The 23,093-nt window shown below is 59.8% G+C and carries 21 protein-coding genes; 17 read left to right on the plus strand and 4 right to left on the minus strand.

From position 1 onward, the window contains the following. Window positions 1–142 precede the first annotated feature (142 nt). The 5 genes from phnL to phnP are packed head-to-tail and all read left to right on the plus strand — an operon-like array spanning window position 143 to window position 3,699. Entirely contained in the window at window positions 143–823 is a 681-nt protein-coding gene (phnL, locus tag ACOYA6_RS15330) for a phosphonate C-P lyase system protein PhnL (protein ID WP_039028374.1), read from the plus strand. Beyond that, entirely contained in the window at window positions 820–1,956 is a 1,137-nt protein-coding gene (gene phnM, locus ACOYA6_RS15335; protein ID WP_422654950.1) for an alpha-D-ribose 1-methylphosphonate 5-triphosphate diphosphatase, read from the plus strand. The genes phnL and phnM overlap by 4 nt, the downstream gene beginning before the upstream one ends. Continuing rightward, window positions 1,953–2,504 (plus strand): ribose 1,5-bisphosphokinase, encoded by a 552-nt coding sequence (gene phnN / locus ACOYA6_RS15340; RefSeq protein WP_138370049.1) that lies wholly within the window; start codon window positions 1,953–1,955, stop codon window positions 2,502–2,504. The genes phnM and phnN overlap by 4 nt, the downstream gene beginning before the upstream one ends. Then, window positions 2,497–2,931, plus strand: coding sequence for an aminoalkylphosphonate N-acetyltransferase (phnO, locus tag ACOYA6_RS15345; protein WP_039028371.1), 435 nt, complete (start codon window positions 2,497–2,499; stop codon window positions 2,929–2,931). The genes phnN and phnO overlap by 8 nt, the downstream gene beginning before the upstream one ends. A gap of 9 nt (window positions 2,932–2,940) precedes the next feature. Further along, a complete protein-coding gene (gene phnP, locus ACOYA6_RS15350) occupies window positions 2,941–3,699 on the plus strand; it encodes a phosphonate metabolism protein PhnP (RefSeq protein WP_422654951.1) in 759 nt (252 codons plus the stop codon). Between the two features lie 79 nt (window positions 3,700–3,778). On the opposite strand, the gene yjdP is transcribed toward phnP, so the two are convergent. Then, the gene (gene yjdP, locus ACOYA6_RS15355) at window positions 3,779–4,105 is read right to left on the minus strand and encodes a DDRRRQL repeat protein YjdP (RefSeq protein WP_139564002.1); all 327 of its coding nucleotides are present in this window, start codon (window positions 4,103–4,105) and stop codon (window positions 3,779–3,781) included. A 69-nt stretch (window positions 4,106–4,174) separates the two neighbouring features. Next, a complete protein-coding gene (locus ACOYA6_RS15360; RefSeq protein WP_422654952.1) occupies window positions 4,175–6,457 on the minus strand; it encodes an ATP-binding protein in 2,283 nt (760 codons plus the stop codon). Window positions 6,458–6,688: 231 nt separating this feature from the next. Between ACOYA6_RS15360 and ACOYA6_RS15365 the strand changes: the two genes are divergently transcribed. From ACOYA6_RS15365 to ACOYA6_RS15390, 6 genes are read left to right on the plus strand one after another with little or no spacing between them, the layout of a single operon-like run. Continuing rightward, the gene (locus ACOYA6_RS15365) at window positions 6,689–8,209 is read left to right on the plus strand and encodes a sugar ABC transporter ATP-binding protein (protein ID WP_039031975.1); all 1,521 of its coding nucleotides are present in this window, start codon (window positions 6,689–6,691) and stop codon (window positions 8,207–8,209) included. Next, the gene (locus tag ACOYA6_RS15370) at window positions 8,206–9,201 is read left to right on the plus strand and encodes an ABC transporter permease subunit (protein ID WP_039031974.1); all 996 of its coding nucleotides are present in this window, start codon (window positions 8,206–8,208) and stop codon (window positions 9,199–9,201) included. The genes ACOYA6_RS15365 and ACOYA6_RS15370 overlap by 4 nt, the downstream gene beginning before the upstream one ends. A gap of 28 nt (window positions 9,202–9,229) precedes the next feature. Beyond that, entirely contained in the window at window positions 9,230–10,171 is a 942-nt protein-coding gene (locus ACOYA6_RS15375; protein WP_422654953.1) for an ABC transporter substrate-binding protein, read from the plus strand. Window positions 10,172–10,223: 52 nt separating this feature from the next. Further along, a complete protein-coding gene (locus ACOYA6_RS15380; protein ID WP_422654954.1) occupies window positions 10,224–10,910 on the plus strand; it encodes a D-lyxose/D-mannose isomerase in 687 nt (228 codons plus the stop codon). Between the two features lie 10 nt (window positions 10,911–10,920). Continuing rightward, the gene (locus ACOYA6_RS15385; RefSeq protein WP_422654955.1) at window positions 10,921–11,781 is read left to right on the plus strand and encodes a ketose 1,6-bisphosphate aldolase; all 861 of its coding nucleotides are present in this window, start codon (window positions 10,921–10,923) and stop codon (window positions 11,779–11,781) included. Next, a complete protein-coding gene (locus tag ACOYA6_RS15390; RefSeq protein ID WP_422654980.1) occupies window positions 11,778–12,791 on the plus strand; it encodes a carbohydrate kinase family protein in 1,014 nt (337 codons plus the stop codon). The genes ACOYA6_RS15385 and ACOYA6_RS15390 overlap by 4 nt, the downstream gene beginning before the upstream one ends. On the opposite strand, the gene ACOYA6_RS15395 is transcribed toward ACOYA6_RS15390, so the two are convergent. Further along, a complete protein-coding gene (locus ACOYA6_RS15395; protein ID WP_139563999.1) occupies window positions 12,788–13,519 on the minus strand; it encodes a response regulator in 732 nt (243 codons plus the stop codon). The two genes, ACOYA6_RS15390 and ACOYA6_RS15395, sit on opposite strands and share 4 nt — an antisense overlap. A 264-nt stretch (window positions 13,520–13,783) precedes the next feature. Between ACOYA6_RS15395 and fdhF the strand changes: the two genes are divergently transcribed. From fdhF to ACOYA6_RS15410, 3 genes are all read left to right on the plus strand, one after another. Beyond that, entirely contained in the window at window positions 13,784–15,931 is a 2,148-nt protein-coding gene (gene fdhF / locus ACOYA6_RS15400) for a formate dehydrogenase subunit alpha (RefSeq protein WP_422654956.1), read from the plus strand. A gap of 321 nt (window positions 15,932–16,252) precedes the next feature. Continuing rightward, the gene (locus tag ACOYA6_RS15405) at window positions 16,253–16,405 is read left to right on the plus strand and encodes a Hok/Gef family protein (protein WP_422654957.1); all 153 of its coding nucleotides are present in this window, start codon (window positions 16,253–16,255) and stop codon (window positions 16,403–16,405) included. 117 nt (window positions 16,406–16,522) lie between these two features. After that, the gene (locus ACOYA6_RS15410) at window positions 16,523–17,197 is read left to right on the plus strand and encodes a tetratricopeptide repeat protein (protein ID WP_039031965.1); all 675 of its coding nucleotides are present in this window, start codon (window positions 16,523–16,525) and stop codon (window positions 17,195–17,197) included. A 76-nt stretch (window positions 17,198–17,273) separates the two neighbouring features. Here ACOYA6_RS15410 and gltP read toward each other — a convergent pair whose 3' ends face one another. After that, window positions 17,274–18,587 carry a glutamate/aspartate:proton symporter GltP gene (gene gltP, locus ACOYA6_RS15415; protein ID WP_139563996.1) on the minus strand — a complete coding sequence of 438 codons (1,314 nt, stop codon included), beginning with the start codon at window positions 18,585–18,587 and terminating at the stop codon, window positions 17,274–17,276. Window positions 18,588–19,007: 420 nt separating this feature from the next. Between gltP and acs the strand changes: the two genes are divergently transcribed. From acs to actP, 3 genes are all read left to right on the plus strand, one after another. Next, entirely contained in the window at window positions 19,008–20,966 is a 1,959-nt protein-coding gene (gene acs / locus ACOYA6_RS15420) for an acetate--CoA ligase (RefSeq protein WP_138370038.1), read from the plus strand. Window positions 20,967–21,056: 90 nt separating this feature from the next. Next, complete coding sequence (locus ACOYA6_RS15425) at window positions 21,057–21,371, plus strand: DUF485 domain-containing protein (protein ID WP_138370037.1); 315 nt, start codon at window positions 21,057–21,059, stop codon at window positions 21,369–21,371. Next, the gene (gene actP, locus ACOYA6_RS15430) at window positions 21,368–23,017 is read left to right on the plus strand and encodes a cation/acetate symporter ActP (RefSeq protein WP_039031962.1); all 1,650 of its coding nucleotides are present in this window, start codon (window positions 21,368–21,370) and stop codon (window positions 23,015–23,017) included. Before ACOYA6_RS15425 ends, actP begins: the two co-directional genes overlap by 4 nt. The last annotated feature ends 76 nt before the right edge of the window (window positions 23,018–23,093 follow it).

The raw sequence follows: 23,093 nt of genomic DNA on the forward strand, positions 1-23,093 counted from the left end.
GGGTAAGGCGAAGCCGCCACCCGGCAATAAATCCAGCACCTTGTAGGCCGGGTAAGGCGCAGCCGCCACCCGGCAATGAATCCAGCTCCTTGTAGGCCGGGTAAGCGAAGCGCCACCCGGCATCCCGAACCACGAGGCCAACATGATCCGCGTTGAAAACGTCAGTAAAATCTTTGTGCTCCACCAGCAAAACGGCGTCCGCCTGCCGGTGCTGCAAAACGCCTCCCTTGAGGTAAAAAATGGTGAATGCGTGGTGCTGCACGGCCACTCCGGCAGCGGCAAATCAACCCTGCTGCGCTCGCTGTACGCCAACTATCTGCCGGACGAAGGCCACATCCATATCCGCCACGGCGACGAATGGGTGGATCTGGTGCAGGCCCCGGCGCGCAAGGTGCGCGATGTGCGCCGTACCACCATCGGCTGGGTCAGCCAGTTTTTACGGGTGATCCCGCGCGTTCCGGCCCTGGAAGTGGTGATGCAGCCCCTGCTGGATCTCGGCGTGCCGCGCGACACCTGCGCCGCCAAGGCCGCCAGCCTGTTGACGCGCCTCAACGTGCCGGAGCGCCTGTGGCATCTCGCCCCCTCCACCTTCTCCGGCGGGGAGCAGCAGCGGGTGAACATCGCCCGCGGCTTTATCGTCGATTACCCGATTTTACTGCTCGATGAACCGACCGCCTCGCTGGATGCGAAAAACAGCGCCGCGGTCATGGAACTGATCGAAGAAGCCAAAGCGCGCGGCGCGGCGATCGTCGGGATCTTCCACGACGACGCCGTGCGGGATCGCGTGGCGGATCGTCTGCACCCGATGGGGATCACAGCATGATCGTAAACAACGTAAAACTGGTGCTGGAAAACGAGGTCGTTGACGGCTCCATCGACGTTCAGGACGGCGTCATTCGCGCCTTTGCCGAAACCCAGAGCCGCCTGCCCGAGGCGATGGACGGCGAAGGCGGCTGGCTGCTGCCGGGGCTGATCGAGCTACACACCGACAACATGGACAAGTTCTTCACCCCGCGCCCCAAAGTTGACTGGCCCGCCCATTCGGCGATGAGCAGCCACGACGGGATGATGGTCGCCAGCGGCATCACCACCGTGCTGGACGCGGTGGCGATTGGCGACGTGCGCGACGGCGGCGACCGTCTGGAGAATCTGGAGAAGATGATCAACGCCGTGGAAGAGACGCAGAAGCGCGGCCTCAACCGCGCCGAGCACCGTCTGCACTTGCGCTGCGAACTGCCCCATCACACCACCCTGCCGCTGTTCGAGAAACTGGCGGGCCGCGAGCCGGTGACCCTGGTGTCGCTGATGGACCACTCCCCAGGCCAGCGCCAGTTCGCCAACATCGAAAAGTATCGCGAATACTATCAGGGCAAGTACTCCCTCAACGACGCGCAGATGGCGCGCTACGAAGAGGAGCAGCTTCAGCTTGCCGCCCGCTGGTCGCAGCCCAATCGTCAGGCCATTGCCGCGCTGTGCCGGGAGCGCAATATCGCTCTTGCCAGCCATGACGACGCCACCGCGGATCATGTCCAGGAATCCCACCAGCTTGGCAGCGTTATCGCCGAATTTCCCACCACGTTCGAGGCCGCAGAAGCCTCCCGCCAGCACGGAATGAACGTGCTGATGGGCGCCCCGAACATCGTGCGCGGCGGATCGCACTCCGGCAACGTGGCAGCAAGTTCGCTGGCGTCCCTCGGCCTGCTGGATATCCTGTCGTCCGATTACTACCCCGCCAGCCTGCTGGATGCCGCGTTCCGCGTGGCGGATGACGAAGGCAACGGATTTACCCTGCCGCAGGCGATCCGCCTGGTGACCCGAAACCCGGCGCAGGCGCTGAGCCTGCACGATCGCGGGGTGATTGGCGAAGGCAAGCGGGCCGACCTGGTGCTGGCGCACCGTAAAGGCGAGCATATTCATATCGACCACGTCTGGCGTCAGGGAAAACGGGTGTTCTGATGGGAAGAGTGATCTGGTTAATGGGGCCGTCCGGCTCCGGAAAGGACAGCCTGCTGGCGGCGTTGCGCCAGCAGTCACAGCCGCAGATGCTGGTGGCGCATCGCTACATTACCCGCCCTGCCAGCGCCGGGAGCGAAAACCATATCGCCCTCAGCGAGCCCGAGTTTTTTACCCGCGCCGGGCAGCAGCTGTTTGCCCTGAGCTGGCACGCCAACGGCTATTATTATGGGGTGGGCCTGGAGATCGACCTGTGGCTGCACGCCGGGTTTGACGTGGTGGTAAACGGCTCGCGCGCCCATCTGCCCCAGGCGCAGGCGCGGTATGCGCAGGCATTACTGCCGATCTGCCTGCAGGTGTCGCCGGAGATCCTGCGTCAACGCCTGCAGGACCGGGGTCGGGAGAGCGCAAAAGAGATCGACCAGCGGCTGGAGCGCGCCGCCCGCTATACGCCCTCCCACTGCCCTGTCCTGAATAACGACGGAAGTTTGCACCAGTCTGTCGATAACTTCCTGTCACTCATTAGCCAGAAGGAGAAAAACCATGCCTGAGTGTGAGTTGCGTCCCGCCACCCCGGAGGACGTCGATGCGGTCTATGGCCTGATCTGCGAATTAAAACAGGCGGAGCTTGATCGGTCGGCGTTTCATGCCGGGTTCGCGGCCAATCTGCAGGATCACAATATGCGTTACCAGCTGGCCGAACGGGATGGACACATCATCGGGATGATCGGCCTGCACATGCAGTTTCATCTCCATCACGCCAACTGGATCGGTGAAATCCAGGAGCTGGTGGTGATGCCCCAGGCGCGCGGCCTGAAGGTCGGCAGCCAGCTGCTGGCCTGGGCGGAAGAGGAGGCCCGCCATGCCGGGGCGGAGATGACCGAGCTCTCCACCAGCGTCAGACGCCTCGACGCGCACCGTTTTTATCTTCGTGAAGGGTACACACAGAGCCATTTCCGCTTTACCAAACCGCTGTAAGGGGGCGCTATGAGTCTGACCATTACGTTAACGGGAACCGGTGGCGCCCAGCTGGTGCCCGCCTTTGGCTGCGACTGTCCGGCCTGTCGCCGGGCGCGTTTGCAGGAGGCTCATCGCCGTCGCCCCTGTAGCGCGGTGGTCAAATTCAATGATGCGGTGACGCTGCTCGATGCGGGGATCCCACACCTGATGGACGACTGGCCGGCGGGCAGTTTTCAGCAGATTTTGCTCACCCATTACCACATGGACCATGTTCAGGGGCTGTTCCCGCTGCGCTGGGGCGTGGGAGCGACCATTCCGGTGTACGGCCCGCCGGATGAAAGCGGCTGCGACGATCTGTTTAAGCACCCCGGCATCCTCGACTTTAGCCACACCCTGGAGCCCTTTGTGGTGTTTGAACTGCAGGGTCTGCGGGTAACGCCGCTGCCGCTCAACCATTCGAAGCTGACCTTTGGCTATCTGCTGGAGAGCGCCCACAGCCGGGTGGCATGGCTGTCCGATACCGCCGGGCTGCCGGATAAAACGGTGAAGTTTTTACTCAACAACCAGCCGCAGGCCATCGTGATTGACTGCAGCCACCCGCCGCGGGAAGAGACGCCGCGCAACCATTGCGATCTGAATACGGTTATCGCGCTCAATCAGGTGATTGGCTGTCCGCAGGTGCTCCTGACCCATATCAGCCATGAGTTTGACGTGTGGATGATGGACAACCCGCTGCCGGAGGGGTTTGAGGCGGGGTATGACGGGATGGTATTGATGCTGGATTGAGGCATCGCATCGCCGGGTGGCGCTGCGCTTACCCGGCCTACGGTTTTGTAGGCCCGTGCAAGCGAAGCGCCGCCGGGCGTTACCGCCGATCGTAATCATCCTCCAAACGACGCTCGTCATCTTCTAAACGACGTCGCTCTTCATCCAACTGCCGCTGACGATCGTCCAGCTGACGGCGCCGGTCCTCAAGCTGTCTGCGACGATCTTCATACTGTCGGCTATCATTACTGCGACGGCTATCTTCGTAGCGATCGTCGTCGGAATTACGATTATTGCTGTCAGGATTGTAAGCGTCGTTGATGGCCTGCTGAATATTGCCGATCGTATCGTCAACGATATCGGCGTGGGCCAGATGGCTGGTTAAAGAGAGCAGACCAAATAACAGAGCGGTAGAGTAACGTTTCATAAAGCCAGTCTCGCAGGTGGGCTGGCTTTACGGTAATGAATGGCAGGTGGGGCGAGTAGCGGAGGAATCTCAAATTCTCATCGCTTTTTGTAGCGCCTGCGCCAGCTGCGCCCGGGTAAAGGGCTTGCGCAGCAGCTCCACGTCCGGGAGCTGCGGGTTGTGAGCCGGACGCAGATCCTGGCCGCTCATCAACAGCACCGGCAGATGCGGGAACTGCTGGCGGACCTGCTGGATCACCTCCGCGCCGCTCAGCGTGCCGGGTAGCATTAAGTCGCTGATAAACATCTCGATATCCGCCGAGGCGCTCAGCATCTGTAATGCCTGTTCGCCGGTTTCGGCCTCCAGCGTCAGATAGCCCAGCTGGTGCAGCTGTTCGCACAGGGTCTGGCGGACATCGCTCTGATCGTCCAGCACCAGTACCAGCCGGTCGCTTTGCGCCGCTGCGGCAGCCGCCAGCGTTTCCGGCTGGGGAAGCGCCTGCTGCGTGGCGCGCGGCAGATGCAGCCGCACGGTGGTGCCCTGTCCGGGGGCGCTTTCGATCTCCACCCGCCCGCCGGACTGGCGCACGAAACCATACACCATCGACAGCCCCAGCCCGCTGCCGCTCCCGGTCTGCTTGGTGGTGAAGAAGGGTTCAAAGACCCGGGATTTGATGGCCTGCGACATGCCGCTGCCGTGGTCGATCACCTCCAGCGCCACCATATCCTGCCTGCGGCCGTCGCTGCGGGTGACGCGCTGGTTCCAGGTGCGGATTTTGATGGTGCCTGCGTGCCCTTCCATCGCATCGCGGGCGTTCATCACCAGGTTGATAATGGCGTTCTCGAGCTGGCTGACGTCAATCCATGCCGGCCACGCTGGGGTTTGCGCTTCGATCTCCAGGGCGATAGTGGCGGGCAGAGAGTGGCGCATCAGCTCGGCCAGGTTCTCCAGCAGGGGCTTCATCTCCACCGCGTGCGGGTTCAGGGACTGTTTGCGGGAGAAGGCCAGCAGGCGCTGGGTTAACAGCGCCCCGCGCTCGGCGGCCTTCAGCGCCCGGCTGATGCGCGGCGCGTCCGGCGAATGGGGATCGGCAAGCTCCAGGCTGCCGATGATCACCGCCAGCAGATTGTTGAAATCATGCGCCAGCCCGCCCGTCAGCTGGCCCACCGCCTTCATCTTCTGGCTGTGCAGCAGCGCCTCTTCCAGCCCCTGACGTTCAATGCGATCCACCTCCATCTGCGAAGTCTTCTCTTTTAACAGCCGGGTGGTGTGCTCCAGCGACGCGGTATTGCGGGCAAAGACGTTGAACGCCCTCGCCAGCTCGCCCAGCTCATCCCGGCGCTGCAGCGCAGGCACCGAGACATCCTGCTCGCCGTGGGCCAGCCGCGACATCGCCCGGGAGATGGCGGTCAGGTTGGTGCCCAGGTTGCGGTAGATGTACCAGCAGGCGAAGGCGGTGATGATCAGCGCCAGCACGGCAAAAACAGTGATAAAGACGCTGATGGAGCGCAGCTCCTGATGGCTCTCGGCGGTGCGCAGCTGCGAGGCCTGCGCCACCTGCTCCACGTACTGATTGATGTCGCTGTTGAGGATCGCCACCAGCGCTTTGATGTGGAACATATACCAGCTGATGGAGAGATCGCTCTCCTCCAGCTGCCTGGAGAGCGGGCCGAGCTTGTTCAGCTCGGCGTTAAAATCAGGCAGGACGAGGCTCACCACCGGCGGCGTGACCCCCTGAGGCAACATCGCCGTCACCCTGTCCAGCTGCTGAATGGTCGCCCGCGGCGAGGGGGTTTCGATGGCGGCGACGATAAGGCGGTCCATCTCGCTGAGCAACCGGGCGTCCGGGACGTTGCTGGCGAAGCGACGGTTGATGTCCTGCAGATGACGCAGATAGCTCTGGCTCTGGTAGAGCGAGCTCAGCAGAGCGTTACGCTCCAGATGGCGACGCTGCCCGCGCTCCAGCATCCCGGTTACGCTTCGCTGCAGCTCGTTGCTGCGCCGGATGATCCGCGCCACCAGCGCCGGCTCCTGCTGCGCCAGAGGAGCCCAGGCAAGCTGCTCCAGCGAATGGCCCAGCGCGGTCTGGGTCTGCTTGAGCCGGTTGGCTTCGTCTTTATACTCCAGCGCCCCCACCACCTGCGACAGCCGCACCGCCGCCGTCGCCACGTTGGCGGTTTCCCGCGCCAGGTTCATGCTGCCGTTCATGTCGTCCAGGGTCTGGCGCTGCACCTCCTCCTGAATATGGCTGGCGTGGCGAAAGCCCAGCACTGCCACGCCGCTGACCATTAACGTCACCGCCACCACCAGCAGATTAAAGATCAGCAGGCGGCCACGGGCGCTGGCGAAGAAGGGGGGACGGCGTGAGGGCATTAATTTTAGCTCCGCTGTAAGCATGTATTTTCCCCTCACCCCTCACCCTAACCCTCTCCCCATAGGGGAGAGGGAACTTGAACACCCTCTCCCACAGGGAGAGGGAAAAAAGCGGGGAATTGTGACGGCGGTTAACTATTCAGAACTATGACAAATATGAACGACTTCTGACATTTTGCATTTACCGGGCTGTGATGAAGTGCGGATATCGAACGTCACAGGAGATCCGCCATGAGCAGGACCCCGGTTTTAGAGATGCGCAACATTGCCAAAACCTTTGGCAGCTTCCACGCGCTGAAGGGTGTGGATCTGACGGTCTTTCCCGGTGAGATCCACGCTTTAATGGGTGAAAACGGCGCCGGAAAAAGCACGCTGATGAAAATTCTCGCCGGGGCTTACATCGCCACCAGCGGCGAGATCCTGATCGACGGCAAGCCGTTTCACATCAAAGGCCCGAAGGACGCGCTGGCCGCGGGCATCACCCTGATTTATCAGGAGATGCAGCTGGCACCGAACCTCACCGTGGCCGAAAACATCTTCCTCGGCAGCGAGCTGTCGCGCGGCGGGCTGGTGCAGCGCAGAGAGATGGCGGCCCAGGCCCAGGCGGTGATTGACCGCCTCGGCGCTCACTTTAAGGCCACCGACCTGGTGATGAAACTGACCATCGCCGAGCAGCAGCAGGTGGAGATTGCCCGGGCGCTGCACCGCAACAGCCGCATTCTGGTGATGGATGAACCTACCGCCGCCCTCTCGTCGCGGGAAACCCACCGTCTGTTTGAGCTGATTATGCGTCTGCGCGATGAGGGGATGGCGATTATCTATATCAGCCACCGTATGGCGGAGGTCTATGAACTGTCGGACCGCGTCAGCGTGCTGCGTGACGGCCAGTACGTCGGCAGCCTGACCCGCGACAAGCTCAACGCCTCCGAGCTGGTGCGGATGATGGTCGGGCGGCCCTTAAGCGATCTGTTTAACAAGGAGCGCGATATCCCGCTCGGCAGCCCGCGTCTTAACGTCCATCACCTCACCGACGGCAGCAAAGTACAGCCCTGCAGCCTGCTGGTGCGCTCCGGCGAAATCGTCGGCCTCGCCGGGCTGGTGGGGGCCGGGCGTTCGGAGCTGGCCCAGCTGATTTTCGGCGTGCGCAAAGCGACGGGCGGCATGATAGAGGTGGACGGCGAGCCGGTGGTGATCCACTCCCCGCGCGCCGCCATCGACCACGGGATCGGCTTTTTAACCGAGAACCGCAAGGAGCAGGGGCTGTTTCTCGAGCTGGCGGCGCAGGAGAACATCACCATGGCGACGCTGGAGCGCGACGCCACTTTCGGCTGGCTCAACCGCAAAAAAGCGCAGTCGATCTCCGATGACGCCATCGCCCTGCTCAATATTCGCGTGCCGCATTCCCAGGTGCGGGCGGGCGGACTTTCCGGTGGCAATCAGCAAAAGCTGCTTATCTCCCGCTGGGTGGCGATTGGCCCGCGCATTCTGATCCTCGATGAACCGACCCGCGGCGTGGACGTCGGCGCCAAAAGCGAGATCTACCGGATCATGAACCAGATGGCGCGCAAAGGGGTGGCGATCCTGATGATCTCCAGCGAACTGCCGGAAGTGGTCGGCATGAGCGATCGCGTGTATGTGATGCGCGAAGGGAGCATTGCCGGGGAGCTGCACCGGAGCGATATCTCTCAGGAAAATATAATGACGCTTGCAACCGGCGTGAACGACTCTCATCACCAGGCGGTAAAATCATGAGCCAACAAAACAGTCCGCAACAGGTGGCCAAAGCGGCCTCCGCCAAAAAAATGCTGATGGGCGATCTGATGCAAACCATCGGTATCCTGCCGATATTGATCCTGATTGTCGCGGTATTTGGCTTTATCGCGCCTAACTTCTTTACCGAAAGCAACCTGCTGAACATCACCCGTCAGGCGTCGATCAACATCGTGCTGGCGGCGGGGATGACCTTCATCATTCTGACCGGCGGCATCGACCTCTCGGTGGGGTCGATTCTGGGCACCACGGCGGTGGCGGCGATGGTGGTATCGCTGATGCCGGAGCTGTCCATGCTCTCGGTCCCGGCGGCACTGATGCTCGGCATGGTGCTGGGGCTGTTCAACGGGGCGCTGGTGGCCTTTGCCGGGCTACCGCCCTTTATCGTCACGCTCGGCACCTATACGGCGCTGCGCGGGGCGGCCTACCTGCTGGCCGATGGCACGACGGTTATCAACTCCAGCATCAGCTTTGAGTGGATCGGCAATAACTACCTCGGGCCGGTGCCATGGCTGGTGGTGATTGCCCTGGCGGTGATTGCCGTCTGCTGGTTCATCCTGCGCCGCACCACCCTTGGGGTACACATCTACGCGGTGGGCGGCAACATGCAGGCCGCACGCTTAACGGGGATTAAGGTCTGGCTGGTGCTGCTGTTTGTCTACGGCATGAGCGGCCTGTTGTCGGGCCTCGGCGGGGTGATGAGCGCCTCCAGGCTCTACAGCGCCAACGGCAACCTGGGCACCGGCTATGAGCTGGACGCCATCGCGGCGGTGATCCTCGGCGGTACCAGCTTCGTCGGCGGCATCGGCACCATCACCGGCACGCTGGTGGGGGCGCTGATCATCGCTACCCTCAACAACGGCATGACGCTGATGGGCGTCTCCTACTTCTGGCAACTGGTGATCAAAGGGGCGGTGATCATCATTGCGGTACTGATCGACAAATACCGTACCCGACACCATCAAAGTGCATAACAACAATACCCTACGTGAGGAATACAGCATGAAATTGAAGCCCTTAGTTACCGCGCTCTGCGCTGGCGCACTGCTTGCAGCAAGCCCGTTTGTCCAGGCCAAAGAGCTGAAATCCATCGGCGTGACGGTGGGCGATCTGGCGAACCCGTTCTTTGTGCAGATCACCAAGGGGGCGGAGCTGGAAGCGCGCAAGCTGGCAGGCGATAACGTGAAAGTAACCCTGGTCTCCAGCGGCTACGATCTCGGCCAGCAGGTTTCTCAGATTGATAATTTTATCGCGGCGAAGGTCGATATGATAATTCTCAACGCCGCTGACTCGAAAGGGATCGGCCCGGCGGTAAAGCGCGCTAAAGATGCCGGGATTGTGGTGGTGGCGGTTGACGTGGCGGCAGAAGGTGCCGATGCCACTATCACCTCCAACAACACCCAGGCCGGTGAACTAGCCTGTAAGCTGATTACCGACCGTCTGAAAGGCAAAGGCAACGTGGTGATCATCAACGGACCGCCGGTCTCTGCGGTACAGAACCGTGTGGAAGGGTGCCAAACCGAATTCAAAAAACACCCGGATATCAAGGTGCTCTCGGATAACCAGAACGCCAAAGGCAGCCGCGAAGGCGGGCTGGAAGTCATGACCTCCCTGCTGGCGGCCAATCCGAAGATCGACGGCGTGTTTGCGATCAATGATCCAACGGCGATCGGTGCCGATCTGGCAGCCAAACAGGCGCAACGTAGCGAGTTCTTTATCGTTGGCGTGGATGGCTCACCGGATGCCGAAGAGGCCCTGAAGCGTGAAAACTCTCTGTTCATCGCGACCCCTGCCCAGGATCCGCAGGTGATGGCGGCGAAAGCGGTGGAGATCGGCTATGACATTCTGCAGGGCAAACCTGCGCCAAAAGAGCCGGTTTTGATCCCGGTGACGATGATCGATAAGAGCAGCGTCGGCACCTATAAGGGCTGGACGGTGAAGTAAATGTTCACATTCCCTCTCCCCTGTGGGGAGAGGGGCAGGGTGAGGGGTCTTTATGAAACGCTCCGAAATCAACGAAATCCTCGGCCACACGCGGCAGTTTTTCTCCATGCACGATGTGCATCTGCCCCCTTTTGCCAGCTTTCCCCCTGCCCGCTGGCAGCAGCTTGAGGCTGACGCCTGGCGCGAAGTGTTCGAGCTGCGTCTCGGCTGGGACGTGACCGCCTTCGGCGGGGACAATTTTGCGGCGCAGGGGCTGACCCTGTTTACCCTGCGTAACGGTTCACCCGGCGGCAAGCCGTGGGCCAGATGCTACGCAGAAAAGATCATGCACGTGCGCGACGGCCAGGTAACGCCCCTGCACTTCCACTGGCGCAAGCGCGAGGACATCATCAACCGCGGCGGCGGCAATCTGATTGTGGAGTTGTGGAACGCCGATGAGGATGAGCAGAAAGAGGATGGCGATATCACCGTCTCCATCGACGGATGCCAGCAGACCCACGTCGCGGGCAGCCATATCCGTCTCACACCGGGAGAGAGCATCTGCCTGCCGCCCGGTTTGTACCACAGCTTCTGGGGTGAAGCGGGCTTTGGGGATGTGCTGGTCGGGGAGGTCTCTTCGGTGAATGACGACGACACCGACAACCACTTCCTGCAACCCACCGCCCGCTATAACCACATTGATGAAGACGAACCGGCCGTGCTGGTGTTGTGTAACGAGTACAGCCTGTTTCGCCCGTAAGGAGTCACTGATGCCGCTTATCTCTCTCGCTGAAGGGCTGGCGCACGCCCGGGAACACCGTTACGCGCTGGGGGCCTTTAACGTCCTCGACTCTCACTTCCTGCGCGCGCTGTTTGCCGCGGCCCGCCAGGAGAACTCGCCTTTTATCATCAACATTGCCGAAGTGCATTTTAAGTACGTCTCGCTCGACTCCCTGGTGGAGGCGGTGAAGTTCGAAGCCGCCCGGCATGACATTCCGGTGGTGCTGAATCTCGATCACGGCCTGCATTTCGAGGCGGTGGTGCGGGCGCTGCGCTTAGGGTTCAGCTCGGTGATGTTCGATGGCTCAGCGCTCAGCTACGAGGAGAATATTCGCCAGACGCGGGAGGTGGTGAAGATGTGCCACGCGGTTGGCGTGTCGGTGGAGGCGGAGCTGGGCGCGGTGGGTGGCGATGAGGGCGGTGCCCTGTACGGCCACGCCGACGAAGCCTTTTTCACCGATCCTGCCCTGGCGCGTGAGTTTGTCGACCAGACCGGCATCGACGCCCTGGCGGTGGCCATCGGCAATGCCCACGGCAAGTACAAGGGCGAGCCAAAACTCGATTTTGCGCGTCTTGACGCCATCCGCCAGCAAACCGGCCTGCCGCTGGTGCTGCACGGCGGGTCCGGGATCAGCGACGCCGATTTCCGCCGCGCCATTGAGCTCGGGATCCACAAAATCAACTTCTATACCGGCATGTCCCAGGCGGCGCTGGCGGCGGTGGAACAGCGCATGGCCAACCGACAGCCGCTGTACGATGAGTTTGCCGAGCTGCTGCTGGGCATCGAAGAGGCCATTACCGACACCGTCGCCGCGCAGATGCGGACCTTTGGCAGCGCGGGGTTTGCCTGATGGAACGCCGGGGGATTATCGCGGCGGGGAATATGCTGGTGGATCATGTCCACCAGATTGTGCAGTGGCCGGAGCGCGGCTGGCTGGCGGAGATCACCCACAGCGAGCGCGCCACCGGCGGCGCGCCGCTCAACGTGCTGTTAACCCTGGCGAAAATGCACGCCGGGATGCCGCTGCAGGCGGTCGGGCTGGTGGGAGACGATCACGACGGGGATTATATTCTCGCCATGCTCGACCAGTATCACGTCAACCGCCAGCGGGTGCAGCGCACCACCTTCGCCCCGACCTCCATGTCGCAGGTGATGACCGACCCCAGCGGCCAGCGCACCTTTTTCCACTCGCCGGGGGCCAACCGCCTGCTGGATCTGCCCGCCTTTGACCGGCTCGATCTCAGCATGAAGATTTTCCATCTGGGCTATCTGCTGCTGCTCGACAGCCTGGATATGCCGGACGAGGAGTTCGGCACCCGCAGCGCGCGGCTGCTGGCCCAGATGCGCGCTGCGGGGTTTAAGACCTCTCTAGACCTGGTGTCGCGCAAGGGCGATCCGCGCTATCAGCCGCTGGTGCTCCCTGCCCTGCGTCATCTCGACTATCTGGTGATCAACGAGCTGGAGGCGGGCGAATTCAGCGGCCTGCACATGCGTGACGATAACGATGCCCCGGCGATCGCCCACATCGCCACTGCCGCAGAGCAACTGCTGAAGGCGGGGGTCAACGCCAGGGTGGTGATCCACTGTCCGGAAGGGGCATGGGGTCAGGAGCCGGGCCAGGAAGGGAGCTGGATCCCCTCGTGGCGGCTGACGCAGGCTGAGATTGTCGGCAGCGTCGGCGCGGGCGATGCCTTCTGCGCCGGTTTTTTGTATGGCTGTCACGAGTCGCTGTCGCTAACGGAGAGTATTCAGCTGGCGCACGCCTGCGCGCGGGCGAGCCTTTTGGCGGCTAACGCCATCGACGGGGCGAAAACGTTGCAGGAATTACAGCTGTTTATCGCCGAAAACCGTCTGGTTTAGGCCGCCCTGTCGCCATGCTGGACGTCGGCGGCAAACACGTAACCCAGCCCGCGGATGGTTTTAATCAACAGCGGCTGGTGGGGGTTGATTTCGATTTTGCGGCGCAGGCGCATGATCAACACATCAATGGTGCGGTCAAACACCTCCGCGCTTTCGCTGTGGGTCAGCTCCAGAAGCTGTTCCCGGCTCAGCACCCGACGGGCGTTTTGCGTCAGCGCCAGCAGCAGACCGTATTCACCCTGGGTCAGGGGGACCACGCTGCGCGCGGCGTCAATCAGCTCACAGCGGGCGGTATCCAGCGTCCAGCCGTTAAAGCTGATCCCTCCCGCCCGGGCGACGGCCGCGGGTTCCGCCGCCAGCGCGCCGGTGCGGCGCAGCACGGCTTTGACGCGGGCCACCACCACCCGGGGGTTGAAGGGTTTACCGATATAATCGTCGGCTCCCATCTCAAGGCCCACCACCACATCCGACTCGCTGCCAAGGCCCGTGAGCATGATCACCGGCAGCTCAGGACGCTGCTTTTGCAGCTGCTGCAACACCTGCAGGCCGTTGATATCCGGCAGCATCATATCCAGCAGCACCAGGGCAATATCCGGCTGCCGGGCCAGACGCAGGGCATCCTGACCGTTGTGGCACACATGGACGGTAAAGACGTGCTCGTTGAGGACGTCCTGCAACAGTTCGCAGACCGCGGTGTCGTCATCGACCACCAGAATTGCTGGTTTCATCACGGGATCCCATAGAGAAGATAACAATCAGTCTGGCCCATTCTGTGCAAGGCTCCAGCCCAAACGCCCTTTCCGTCTCGGATCTTCAACCGCCGTCACATCCCCGTCACTTCCGCTGCGACATTTTTTGCAGCTCGCCTGCTTCTGGTCAGGGTTTTGACCAGGATTCCCCCGTAAAGTCTGGGAAAAACCACAACAAGGATGTGGCATAGAAGCTGCATACTACACCGACACATCAGCATCATTTGACATGGAGCGAGAGCGATGAAAAACGTCATCACGGTTTGCCCCTATTGCGCATCAGGTTGCAAGATCAACCTGGTGGTCGATAACGGCAATATCGTCCGGGCGGAGGCTGCCGACGGCAAAACCAACCAGGGCAAGCTGTGCCTGAAGGGCTACTTTGGCTGGGATTTTATCAACGATACCCAAATCCTGACCCCGCGTCTGAAAACCCCGATGATCCGCAGAGAACGCGGCGGCAAGCTGGAAGCCGTCTCCTGGAATGACGCGCTGGATTATGTCGCCAGCCGCCTCAGCGCCATTAAAGCAAAGCACGGCCCCGACGCGATCCAGACCACCGGCTCCTCACGCGGCACCGGGAATGAAACCAACTACCTGATGCAGAAGTTTGCCCGCGCCGTTATCGGCACCAATAACGTCGACTGCTGCGCGCGCGTCTGACACGGCCCCTCGGTTGCAGGTCTGCACCAGTCGGTCGGTAATGGCGCCATGAGCAATGCCATCAACGAGATTGATAATACTGCGTTAGTGTTTATTTTCGGCTATAACCCGGCGGACTCGCACCCCATCGTTGCGAATCACATTCTGCGCGCGAAGCAGAACGGGGCGAAAATTATCGTCTGCGATCCGCGGCGCATTGAAACCGCGCGCATTGCCGATATGCATATCGCGTTGCGAAACGGCTCGAACATCGCCCTGCTCAATGCCATCGGGCAGGTGATTATTGCAGAGGATCTCTACGATCGGGCTTTCGTTGCCACCCGCACGGAAGGCTTTGAGGAATACAGAAAAATCGTCGAAAGCTATACGCCGGAGTCGGTGGAAGCCATTACCGGCGTAAGCGCCCGGGAGATCCGTCAGGCCGCGCGCCTGTATGCCGGGGCGGAAACGGCCACCCTGCTGTGGGGAATGGGCGTCACCCAGTTCTGGCAGGGGGTGGAAACGGTACGGGCGCTGACCAGCCTCGCCATGCTGACCGGCAATCTCGGGAAAGCCCATGTCGGGGTCAACCCGGTGCGCGGGCAGAATAACGTTCAGGGGGCCTGCGATATGGGAGCCCTGCCGGATACCTATCCGGGCTATCAGTACGTTAAGTTTCCGGAAAACCGCGAGAAATTCGCCAAAGCCTGGGGCGTCGAGAGCCTGCCAGCGCACACCGGCTACCGTATCAGCGAGTTACCGCACCGCGCGGCCCACAAAGAGGTGCGGGCGGCGTACATCATGGGTGAAGATCCGCTGCAGACGGATGCCGAACTGTCGGCGGTGCGTAAGGCCTTTGACGATCTGGAGCTGGTGATTGTCCAGGATATCTTTATGACCAAAACCGCGGCGGCGGCGGATGTTGTCCTGCCGTCCACCTCCTGGGGCGAGCATGAAGGGGTCTACACCGCAGCCGATCGCGGCTTCCAGCGCTTCTTCAAAGCGGTGGAGCCGAAGTGGGATCTGAAAACCGACTGGCAGATTATCAGCGAGATCGCGACCCGGATGGGTTATCCGATGCACTACGACAACACGCAGCAGATCTGGGATGAGCTGCGCCAGCTCTGTCCGGGCTTCAAAGGGGCGACCTACGAGAAGATGGGCGAGCTGGGTTATATCCAGTGGCCGTGCCGGGACGAGTCCCCGGAGGACCAGGGCACCTCGTACCTGTTCGCGGAGAAATTCGATACTCCGAACGGGCTGGCGCAGTTCTTCACCTGCGACTGGATGGCGCCGATGGACAAGCTCTCGCCGGAGTATCCGATGGTGCTCTCCACCGTGCGCGAAGTGGGGCATTACTCCTGCCGCTCCATGACCGGCAACTGTGCGGCGCTTTCGGCGTTGGCCGATGAGCCCGGCTATGTGCAAATCAACACTGAAGATGCCAAACAGCTAGGCATTGAGGATGAGGCGCTGGTATGGGTCAACTCCCGCAAGGGCCGGGTGATCACCCGGGCGCAGGTGAGCGAGCGTCCCAATAAAGGTGCGGTCTATATGACCTACCAGTGGTGGATTGGCGCCTGCAACGAGCTGGTGACGGAAAACCTGAGCCCGATAACCAAAACACCTGAATATAAATATTGTGCCGTACGTGTCGAGCCGATAGCGGATCAGGCTGCCGCCGAGCAGTATGTTATCGATGAATATAACGCGCTGAAAAAACGGTTACGGGAAACCGCAATGGGTTAATTTAATTAACGGAACCACGAATAAAAGGGGGTGAAATATTCACTCCTTTTTTATTTGGGCTTTTAGAATTCAAAAAACGAATATTATTTTGCGAGCATGATTCCAGAGAAATGTAATTTCACACAAAGTGGATTACATCTTTTCTTTTTACTTCATAAGGATAAGATTAACGGCGGGTGCTTAAGACTTTCTGTCTTAAGCCGTATTGAGGGACAGAAAGTGAAAAACCCCGGCAATGTTTCCATTAACCGGGGGCTATCCCTCAACTCCCAACAAGTTGAGGATAGCCCCTTATTCTTTTCTTAGCAAGGAGTAAAGGGCATGACGCCATTTAAAACTGTGTTAGGCATAATACTTATTATTTGCCTGACCATAATACTATTCGCCTTTATTAATCGCGGCACGTTATGCGAGTTCACAATAAAGGCTGAAAAATATGAAGTGGCAACTAAATTAGCCTGCGCAGCGGGTTGACGTTAGTGGGCGGGGAAACCCGCCCGGCTTGTGGGAGGTTGAGGTCTTAATGCACCCATTTTTTTCTTCACATAGCGCGCTTATACTGCCCGCTATGTACCCCTAAGAAAATAACGCATGAAACACCTTTATCTGTTGTTGATACTTTTTACTTCACTTGCGAACGCCGAGGAGATTGGCGGTCAGTACCTGAAGCAGGCCGAGGCGGGCGACAGCCGTGCCCAGTATTATCTTGCCGAAACGTATTACAGTTCGGGCGATGATAAGCAGGCCGAAATGTGGGCCGAAAAAGCGGCCAAAGGCGGCGACGTGGACGCCATGGCGCTGCTGTCACAGATTAAGTTTAAGCACGGCGATCTGGCGCAGGCGAAAGGGCTGGCGCAGCAGGCCACCGTGGCGGACAGTTCGCCGGGGGCGGTGATGCTGGCGCGGCTGCTGGTGAATACCCGGGCGGGGAAAACCGACTATCCGCAGGCGCTGAGCTTGCTGCATAAAGTCGCAGAGAATACCGAAGATGACGCCGCCGTCGATGCCCGGTTGCTGCTGGGGCTGATCTACGCCAACGGCGTGGAGGTGGCGCAGGATGACGTGCAGGCCGCGCAGTGGTTTAAGCAGAGCTCCACTCTCTCGCGTACGGGCTACGCGGAATACTGGGCGGGTCAGGTGTTTCAGCAGGGCGAGGCCGGGTTTATCACTCCAAATAAACAGAAGGCGCTGTACTGGTTAAATCTGAGCTGTAGCGAAGGGTTTGATACCGGATGCGAGGAGTTTGATGCGTTAAGCGGGGAGTGATTTATCCCCTCTCCCCTTTGGGGAGAGGGTCAGGGTGAGGGGCCGGGTTAGCGCTAGCGCAACCCGGCTTTTTTATTTACTGGTCAGCGGTCTTATCAAAACGACCCAGCACTTCGCGCTCGTACGCCAGCGCTTTCTTACGGTCGAATTTGTGTTCCCACTTGGCAATCACCAGCACCGCCAGGGCATTACCCACCACGTTCAGCGCGGTACGCGCCATGTCGAGGATACGGTCAACACCGGCAATAAACGCCAGGCCTTCCAGCGGAATACCCACGCTTCCCAGGGTCGCCAGCAGTACCACAAAGGATACGCCCGGCACGCCGGCAATCCCTTTTGAGGTCACCATCAGGGTCAGCACCAGTACGATCTCCTGCCACAGGGAGAGGTCGATCCCGTACAGCTGGGCGATAAAGATGGCGGCGATACTCTGGTACAGCGTCGAACCGTCGAGGTTAAAGGAGTACCCGGTCGGTACCACGAAGCTGGTGATCGACGCCGGTGCCCCGTAGGCTTCCATCTTCTCGATTATGCGCGGCAGTACGCTTTCGGAGCTGGCGGTGGAGTACGCCAGAATCAGCTCGTCTTTCAGGATGCGGATCAAAATCCAGATGCTCAGCCCGCACATGCGCGCCACCAGCCCCAGCACCACCAGGGCGAAGAAGATAATCGCGAAGTGAACCAGGATCACCAGCTTCGCCAGCGGCCACAGGGAGGCAAAACCGAAGTTCGCCACCGTCACCGAGATCAGCGCAAAGACGCCGACCGGGGCATAGCGCATCACCATGTGGGTCACTTTGAACATGGTTTCAGAGATGGAGCGGAACACGGTCACCAGTGGCTCGCGGTGGGTGGACGGCAGCGAGGCCAGCCCCAGACCAAACAGCACCGAGAAGAAGATAATCGGCAGCATTTCGCCCTTCGCCATCGACGCCACGATATTGGTCGGCACCAGCGACAGGATAGTGCCCATCAGACCATGAGAGTGGCTCTGCACATCGGCGGTCGTGCTTTGGTATTTCGAAATATCCACCGTCGCCAGCTGCGACATATCAATGCCGGCACCAGGCTGGAACACATTCGCCAGCGTGATACCAAGAATGATGGCCACCGTAGTGATCACTTCGAAATAAAGGATGGTTTTTGCGCCGATGCGGCCCAGCTGCTTCGCGTCACCGACCCCGGCAATCCCTACCACCAGCGTCGAGATGACAATCGGCACCACAATCATCTTGATCAGATGAATAAAGATATCACCGGCAGGCGACAGGAGGTTGGCGATCAGCCATTCGCGGCTGTCACTGTGATAATGCAGATAACTACCCAGCAAGATACCCAGCACAAGGGCCAGCAAAATTTGCCAGGCCAGGCTGACTTTCAAATTTTTCATGACAAGAAACTTCCTCAATGAAGTGTTCGTACTCGTAAAACGAAGGGGACGACACATACTGAAAGGGTATGAATTGTGTTGCGTTCATTTATGGGGTTTTTTAACGCGCGGTATCAGTACCACTTGCACGGCATGCTGCGCAAGCCTTTCAGAACAAGGCATTTGACTGACAAAAGAGGTTGTTACGCTAATTTGTGTTGATGATGAAAAATAACCTTTTGTTATAAAAAAACTTTTTTATCCATAAAAGCAAATAATCCTTAAGAGCAATTATTTTTCTTCAAAGTGTCATTTGCTCGTTTTTTGTACTCTGTAACATTTGCGTGATCTGTCGCCCAAAAAGTAAACAAAGCTGGCAAAGCCCCTACAATTAACGTTTTTGCGACATATTATTAACATCCTACAAGGAGAACAAAAACCATGAGCCAAGTCCATAAACACGACATTCCCGCAAATATTGCGGACCGCTGCCTGATTAACCCGGAGCAGTACCAGGAGAAGTATCAGCAGTCCATCACCAACCCTGACGCCTTCTGGGGCGAGCAGGGCAAAATCCTTGACTGGATCACCCCGTACCAGACGGTCAAGAACACCTCTTTTGCCCCAGGCAACGTCTCGATTAAATGGTATGAAGACGGCACCCTGAACCTGGCCGCTAACTGCCTGGATCGCCATCTCGCCGAGCGCGGGGACCAGACGGCAATCATCTGGGAAGGCGACGACGCCACCCAGAGCAAAAATATCACCTACCGCGAACTGCACCGCGACGTCTGCCGCTTTGCCAACGTGCTGTTGGCCCAGGGCATCCGGAAAGGCGACGTGGTGGCTATCTATATGCCGATGGTGCCGGAAGCGGCCGTGGCGATGCTGGCCTGCGCCCGCATCGGTGCGGTGCATTCCGTAATCTTTGGCGGCTTTTCACCGGAAGCGGTGGCCGGACGTATTATCGACTCCAGTTCAAAACTGGTGATCACCGCCGACGAAGGCGTGCGTGCAGGCCGTGCCGTTCCGCTGAAAAAGAACGTCGATGACGCGCTGAAAAACCCGAATGTGAACAGCGTTAACAGCGTGATTGTGCTGAAGCGCACCGGCAATGCCATTGAATGGCATGAAGGCCGCGACCTGTGGTGGAGCGACCTGATTGAGCAGGCCAGCGACCAGCACCAGCCGGAAGCGATGAACGCCGAAGATCCGCTGTTTATCCTTTATACCTCCGGCTCTACCGGCAAGCCGAAGGGCGTGCTGCACACCACCGGCGGCTATCTGGTCTATGCGGCCACCACCTTTAAGTATGTCTTTGATTATCATCAGGGCGATATCTACTGGTGCACCGCCGACGTGGGCTGGGTCACCGGTCACAGCTACCTGCTCTACGGCCCGCTGGCGTGTGGCGCTACCACCCTGATGTTCGAAGGCGTACCAAACTGGCCGACCCCGGCGCGTATGAGCCAGGTGGTGGACAAACATCAGGTCAATATTCTCTACACCGCCCCGACCGCTATTCGCGCCCTGATGGCGGAAGGCGACAAGGCGATCGAAGGCACCGACCGCTCCTCCCTGCGCATCCTCGGGTCCGTGGGCGAGCCGATCAACCCGGAAGCCTGGGAGTGGTACTGGAAGAAGATCGGTAATGAGAAGTGCCCGGTGGTCGACACCTGGTGGCAGACCGAAACCGGCGGGTTCATGATCACCCCGCTGCCGGGCGCGACCCAGCTGAAAGCCGGCTCTGCGACCCGTCCGTTCTTTGGCGTGCAGCCTGCGCTGGTGGATAACGAAGGCACACCGCTGGAAGGGGCCACCGAGGGCAACCTGGTGATCGTCGACTCCTGGCCTGGCCAGGCGCGTACCCTGTTTGGCGATCACGATCGCTTTGAGCAGACCTACTTCTCCACCTTCAAAAACATGTACTTCAGCGGCGACGGCGCGCGCCGTGATGAAGATGGCTACTACTGGATCACCGGTCGCGTGGACGACGTGCTGAACGTCTCCGGCCACCGTCTGGGTACCGCAGAGATTGAATCGGCGCTGGTGTCGCATCCGAAGATTGCCGAAGCGGCCGTGGTCGGTATTCCGCACAACATCAAAGGCCAGGCGATCTACGCCTACGTCACGCTGAACCACGGTGAAGAGCCGTCGCCGGAGCTGTACACCGAAGTGCGTAACTGGGTGCGTAAAGAGATTGGCCCGCTTGCCACCCCGGACGTGCTGCACTGGACCGACTCGCTGCCGAAAACCCGCTCCGGCAAGATCATGCGCCGTATTCTGCGCAAGATTGCGGCGGGCGATACCAGCAATTTAGGCGACACCTCAACGCTCGCCGATCCTGGCGTGGTGGACAAGCTGCTCGAAGAGAAGCAGGCCATCGCAATGCCATCGTAATTTGTTTTCTCCCTCTCCCCTCACCCTAACCCTCTCCCCAAAGGGGAGAGGGGACTAAAAAAAACCAACCTTACCTTTGGAGATTCTGTGATGAATGAAAATATTTGTCAGCAGATAGAGAACAGTGCGCACTACAGGGAGCTCGTGGATAAACGGCAACGGTTTGCCTTCATGTTATCTATCATCATGTTAATCATTTACGTTGGCTTTATTCTGCTTATTGCCTTCGCCCCACACTGGCTCGGTACCCCATTACATGCGGGTACCAGCGTAACCCGCGGCATCCCTATCGGTATCGGCGTGATCGTGATTTCGTTCGTGCTGACCGCGGTGTATGTCATTCGTGCTAACGGTGAGTTCGACCGTCTGAATAAAGCGGTTCTGCGTGAGGTAAAAGCATCATGAAGAGAGTCCTGACGGCGCTTGCCGCCACCCTCCCCTTTGCGGCAAATGCCGCCGATGCCATTGGCGGCGCGGTGGAACGCCAGCCAACCAACTGGCAGGCGATTGTGATGTTCCTGATCTTCGTGGTGCTGACGCTATACATTACTTACTGGGCGTCAAAACGAGTGCGCTCCCGCAACGATTACTATACCGCGGGCGGCAACATTACCGGTTTCCAGAACGGGCTGGCGATTGCCGGTGACTTTATGTCGGCGGCCTCGTTCCTCGGCATCTCCGCGCTGGTCTACACCTCCGGCTACGACGGGCTGATTTACTCCCTCGGCTTCCTCGTCGGCTGGCCAATTATTCTGTTCCTGATCGCCGAACGTCTGCGTAACCTCGGGCGCTACACCTTTGCCGACGTGGCCTCCTATCGCCTGAAGCAGGGGCCGATCCGTACCCTTTCCGCCTGCGGCTCGCTGGTGGTGGTGGCCCTGTACCTGATCGCCCAGATGGTGGGTGCCGGTAAGCTGATCCAGCTGCTGTTCGGCCTGAACTACCATGTCGCGGTGGTGCTGGTGGGCGTGCTGATGGTGATGTACGTCCTGTTTGGCGGCATGCTCGCCACCACCTGGGTGCAGATCATCAAAGCTGTGCTGCTGCTGTTCGGTGCCAGCTTTATGGCCTTTATGGTGATGAAGCACGTCGGCTTCAGCTTCAATAACCTGTTCAGCGAAGCAATGGCGGTTCACCCGAAAGGCGAAGCCATCATGAGCCCGGGCGGGCTGGTGAAAGATCCGATCTCGGCGCTGTCGTTGGGGCTGGGTCTGATGTTTGGTACTGCGGGCCTGCCGCACATTCTGATGCGTTTCTTCACCGTGTCAGATGCGCGTGAAGCGCGTAAGAGCGTGCTCTACGCCACCGGCTTTATGGGTTACTTCTATATCCTGACCTTTATCATCGGCTTCGGCGCCATCATGCTGGTGGGTGCAAACCCGGCCTTCAAGGATGCGGCGGGCGCGCTGATTGGCGGCAACAACATGGCGGCGGTGCACCTGGCTGACGCGGTGGGCGGCAACCTGTTCCTCGGCTTTATCTCCGCCGTGGCCTTCGCCACCATCCTGGCGGTGGTAGCGGGCCTGACCCTGGCTGGTGCGTCTGCGGTCTCCCACGACCTCTATGCCAACGTCTGGCGTAAAGGCGCTTCCGAGCGCGATGAGCTGAAAGTCTCCAAAATCACCGTCCTGGTGCTGGGTGTGGTGGCGATCCTGCTGGGTATCCTGTTCGAAAACCAGAACATCGCCTTTATGGTGGGACTGGCCTTCTCGATTGCGGCGAGCTGTAACTTCCCGATCATTCTGCTCTCCATGTACTGGTCAAAACTGACCACCCGTGGTGCGATGGTTGGCGGCTGGCTGGGCCTGCTGACGGCGGTGATCCTGATGATCCTCGGCCCAACCATCTGGGTGCAGATCCTCGGTCACGAAAAAGCCATCTTCCCTTACGAATACCCGGCGCTGTTCTCCATCGCGGTGGCGTTCATTGGGATCTGGATCTTCTCCGCCACGGATAACTCGGCGGAAGGAAATCTGGAGCGTGAGAAGTTCCGCGCCCAGTTTATCCGTTCCCAGACTGGCCTCGGCGTTGAGCAGGGCCGCGCGCACTAAAATCCCCTCCCCGGCCGCTGGTCGGGGATCACATTTTTTCCCCCTTCAGGTGACGTTAATCACGTCACCAAAACAG

The sequence above is a fragment of the Leclercia barmai genome (assembly GCF_049312895.1).
GTDB classification, from domain to species: Bacteria; Pseudomonadota; Gammaproteobacteria; order Enterobacterales; family Enterobacteriaceae; genus Enterobacter; species Enterobacter barmai.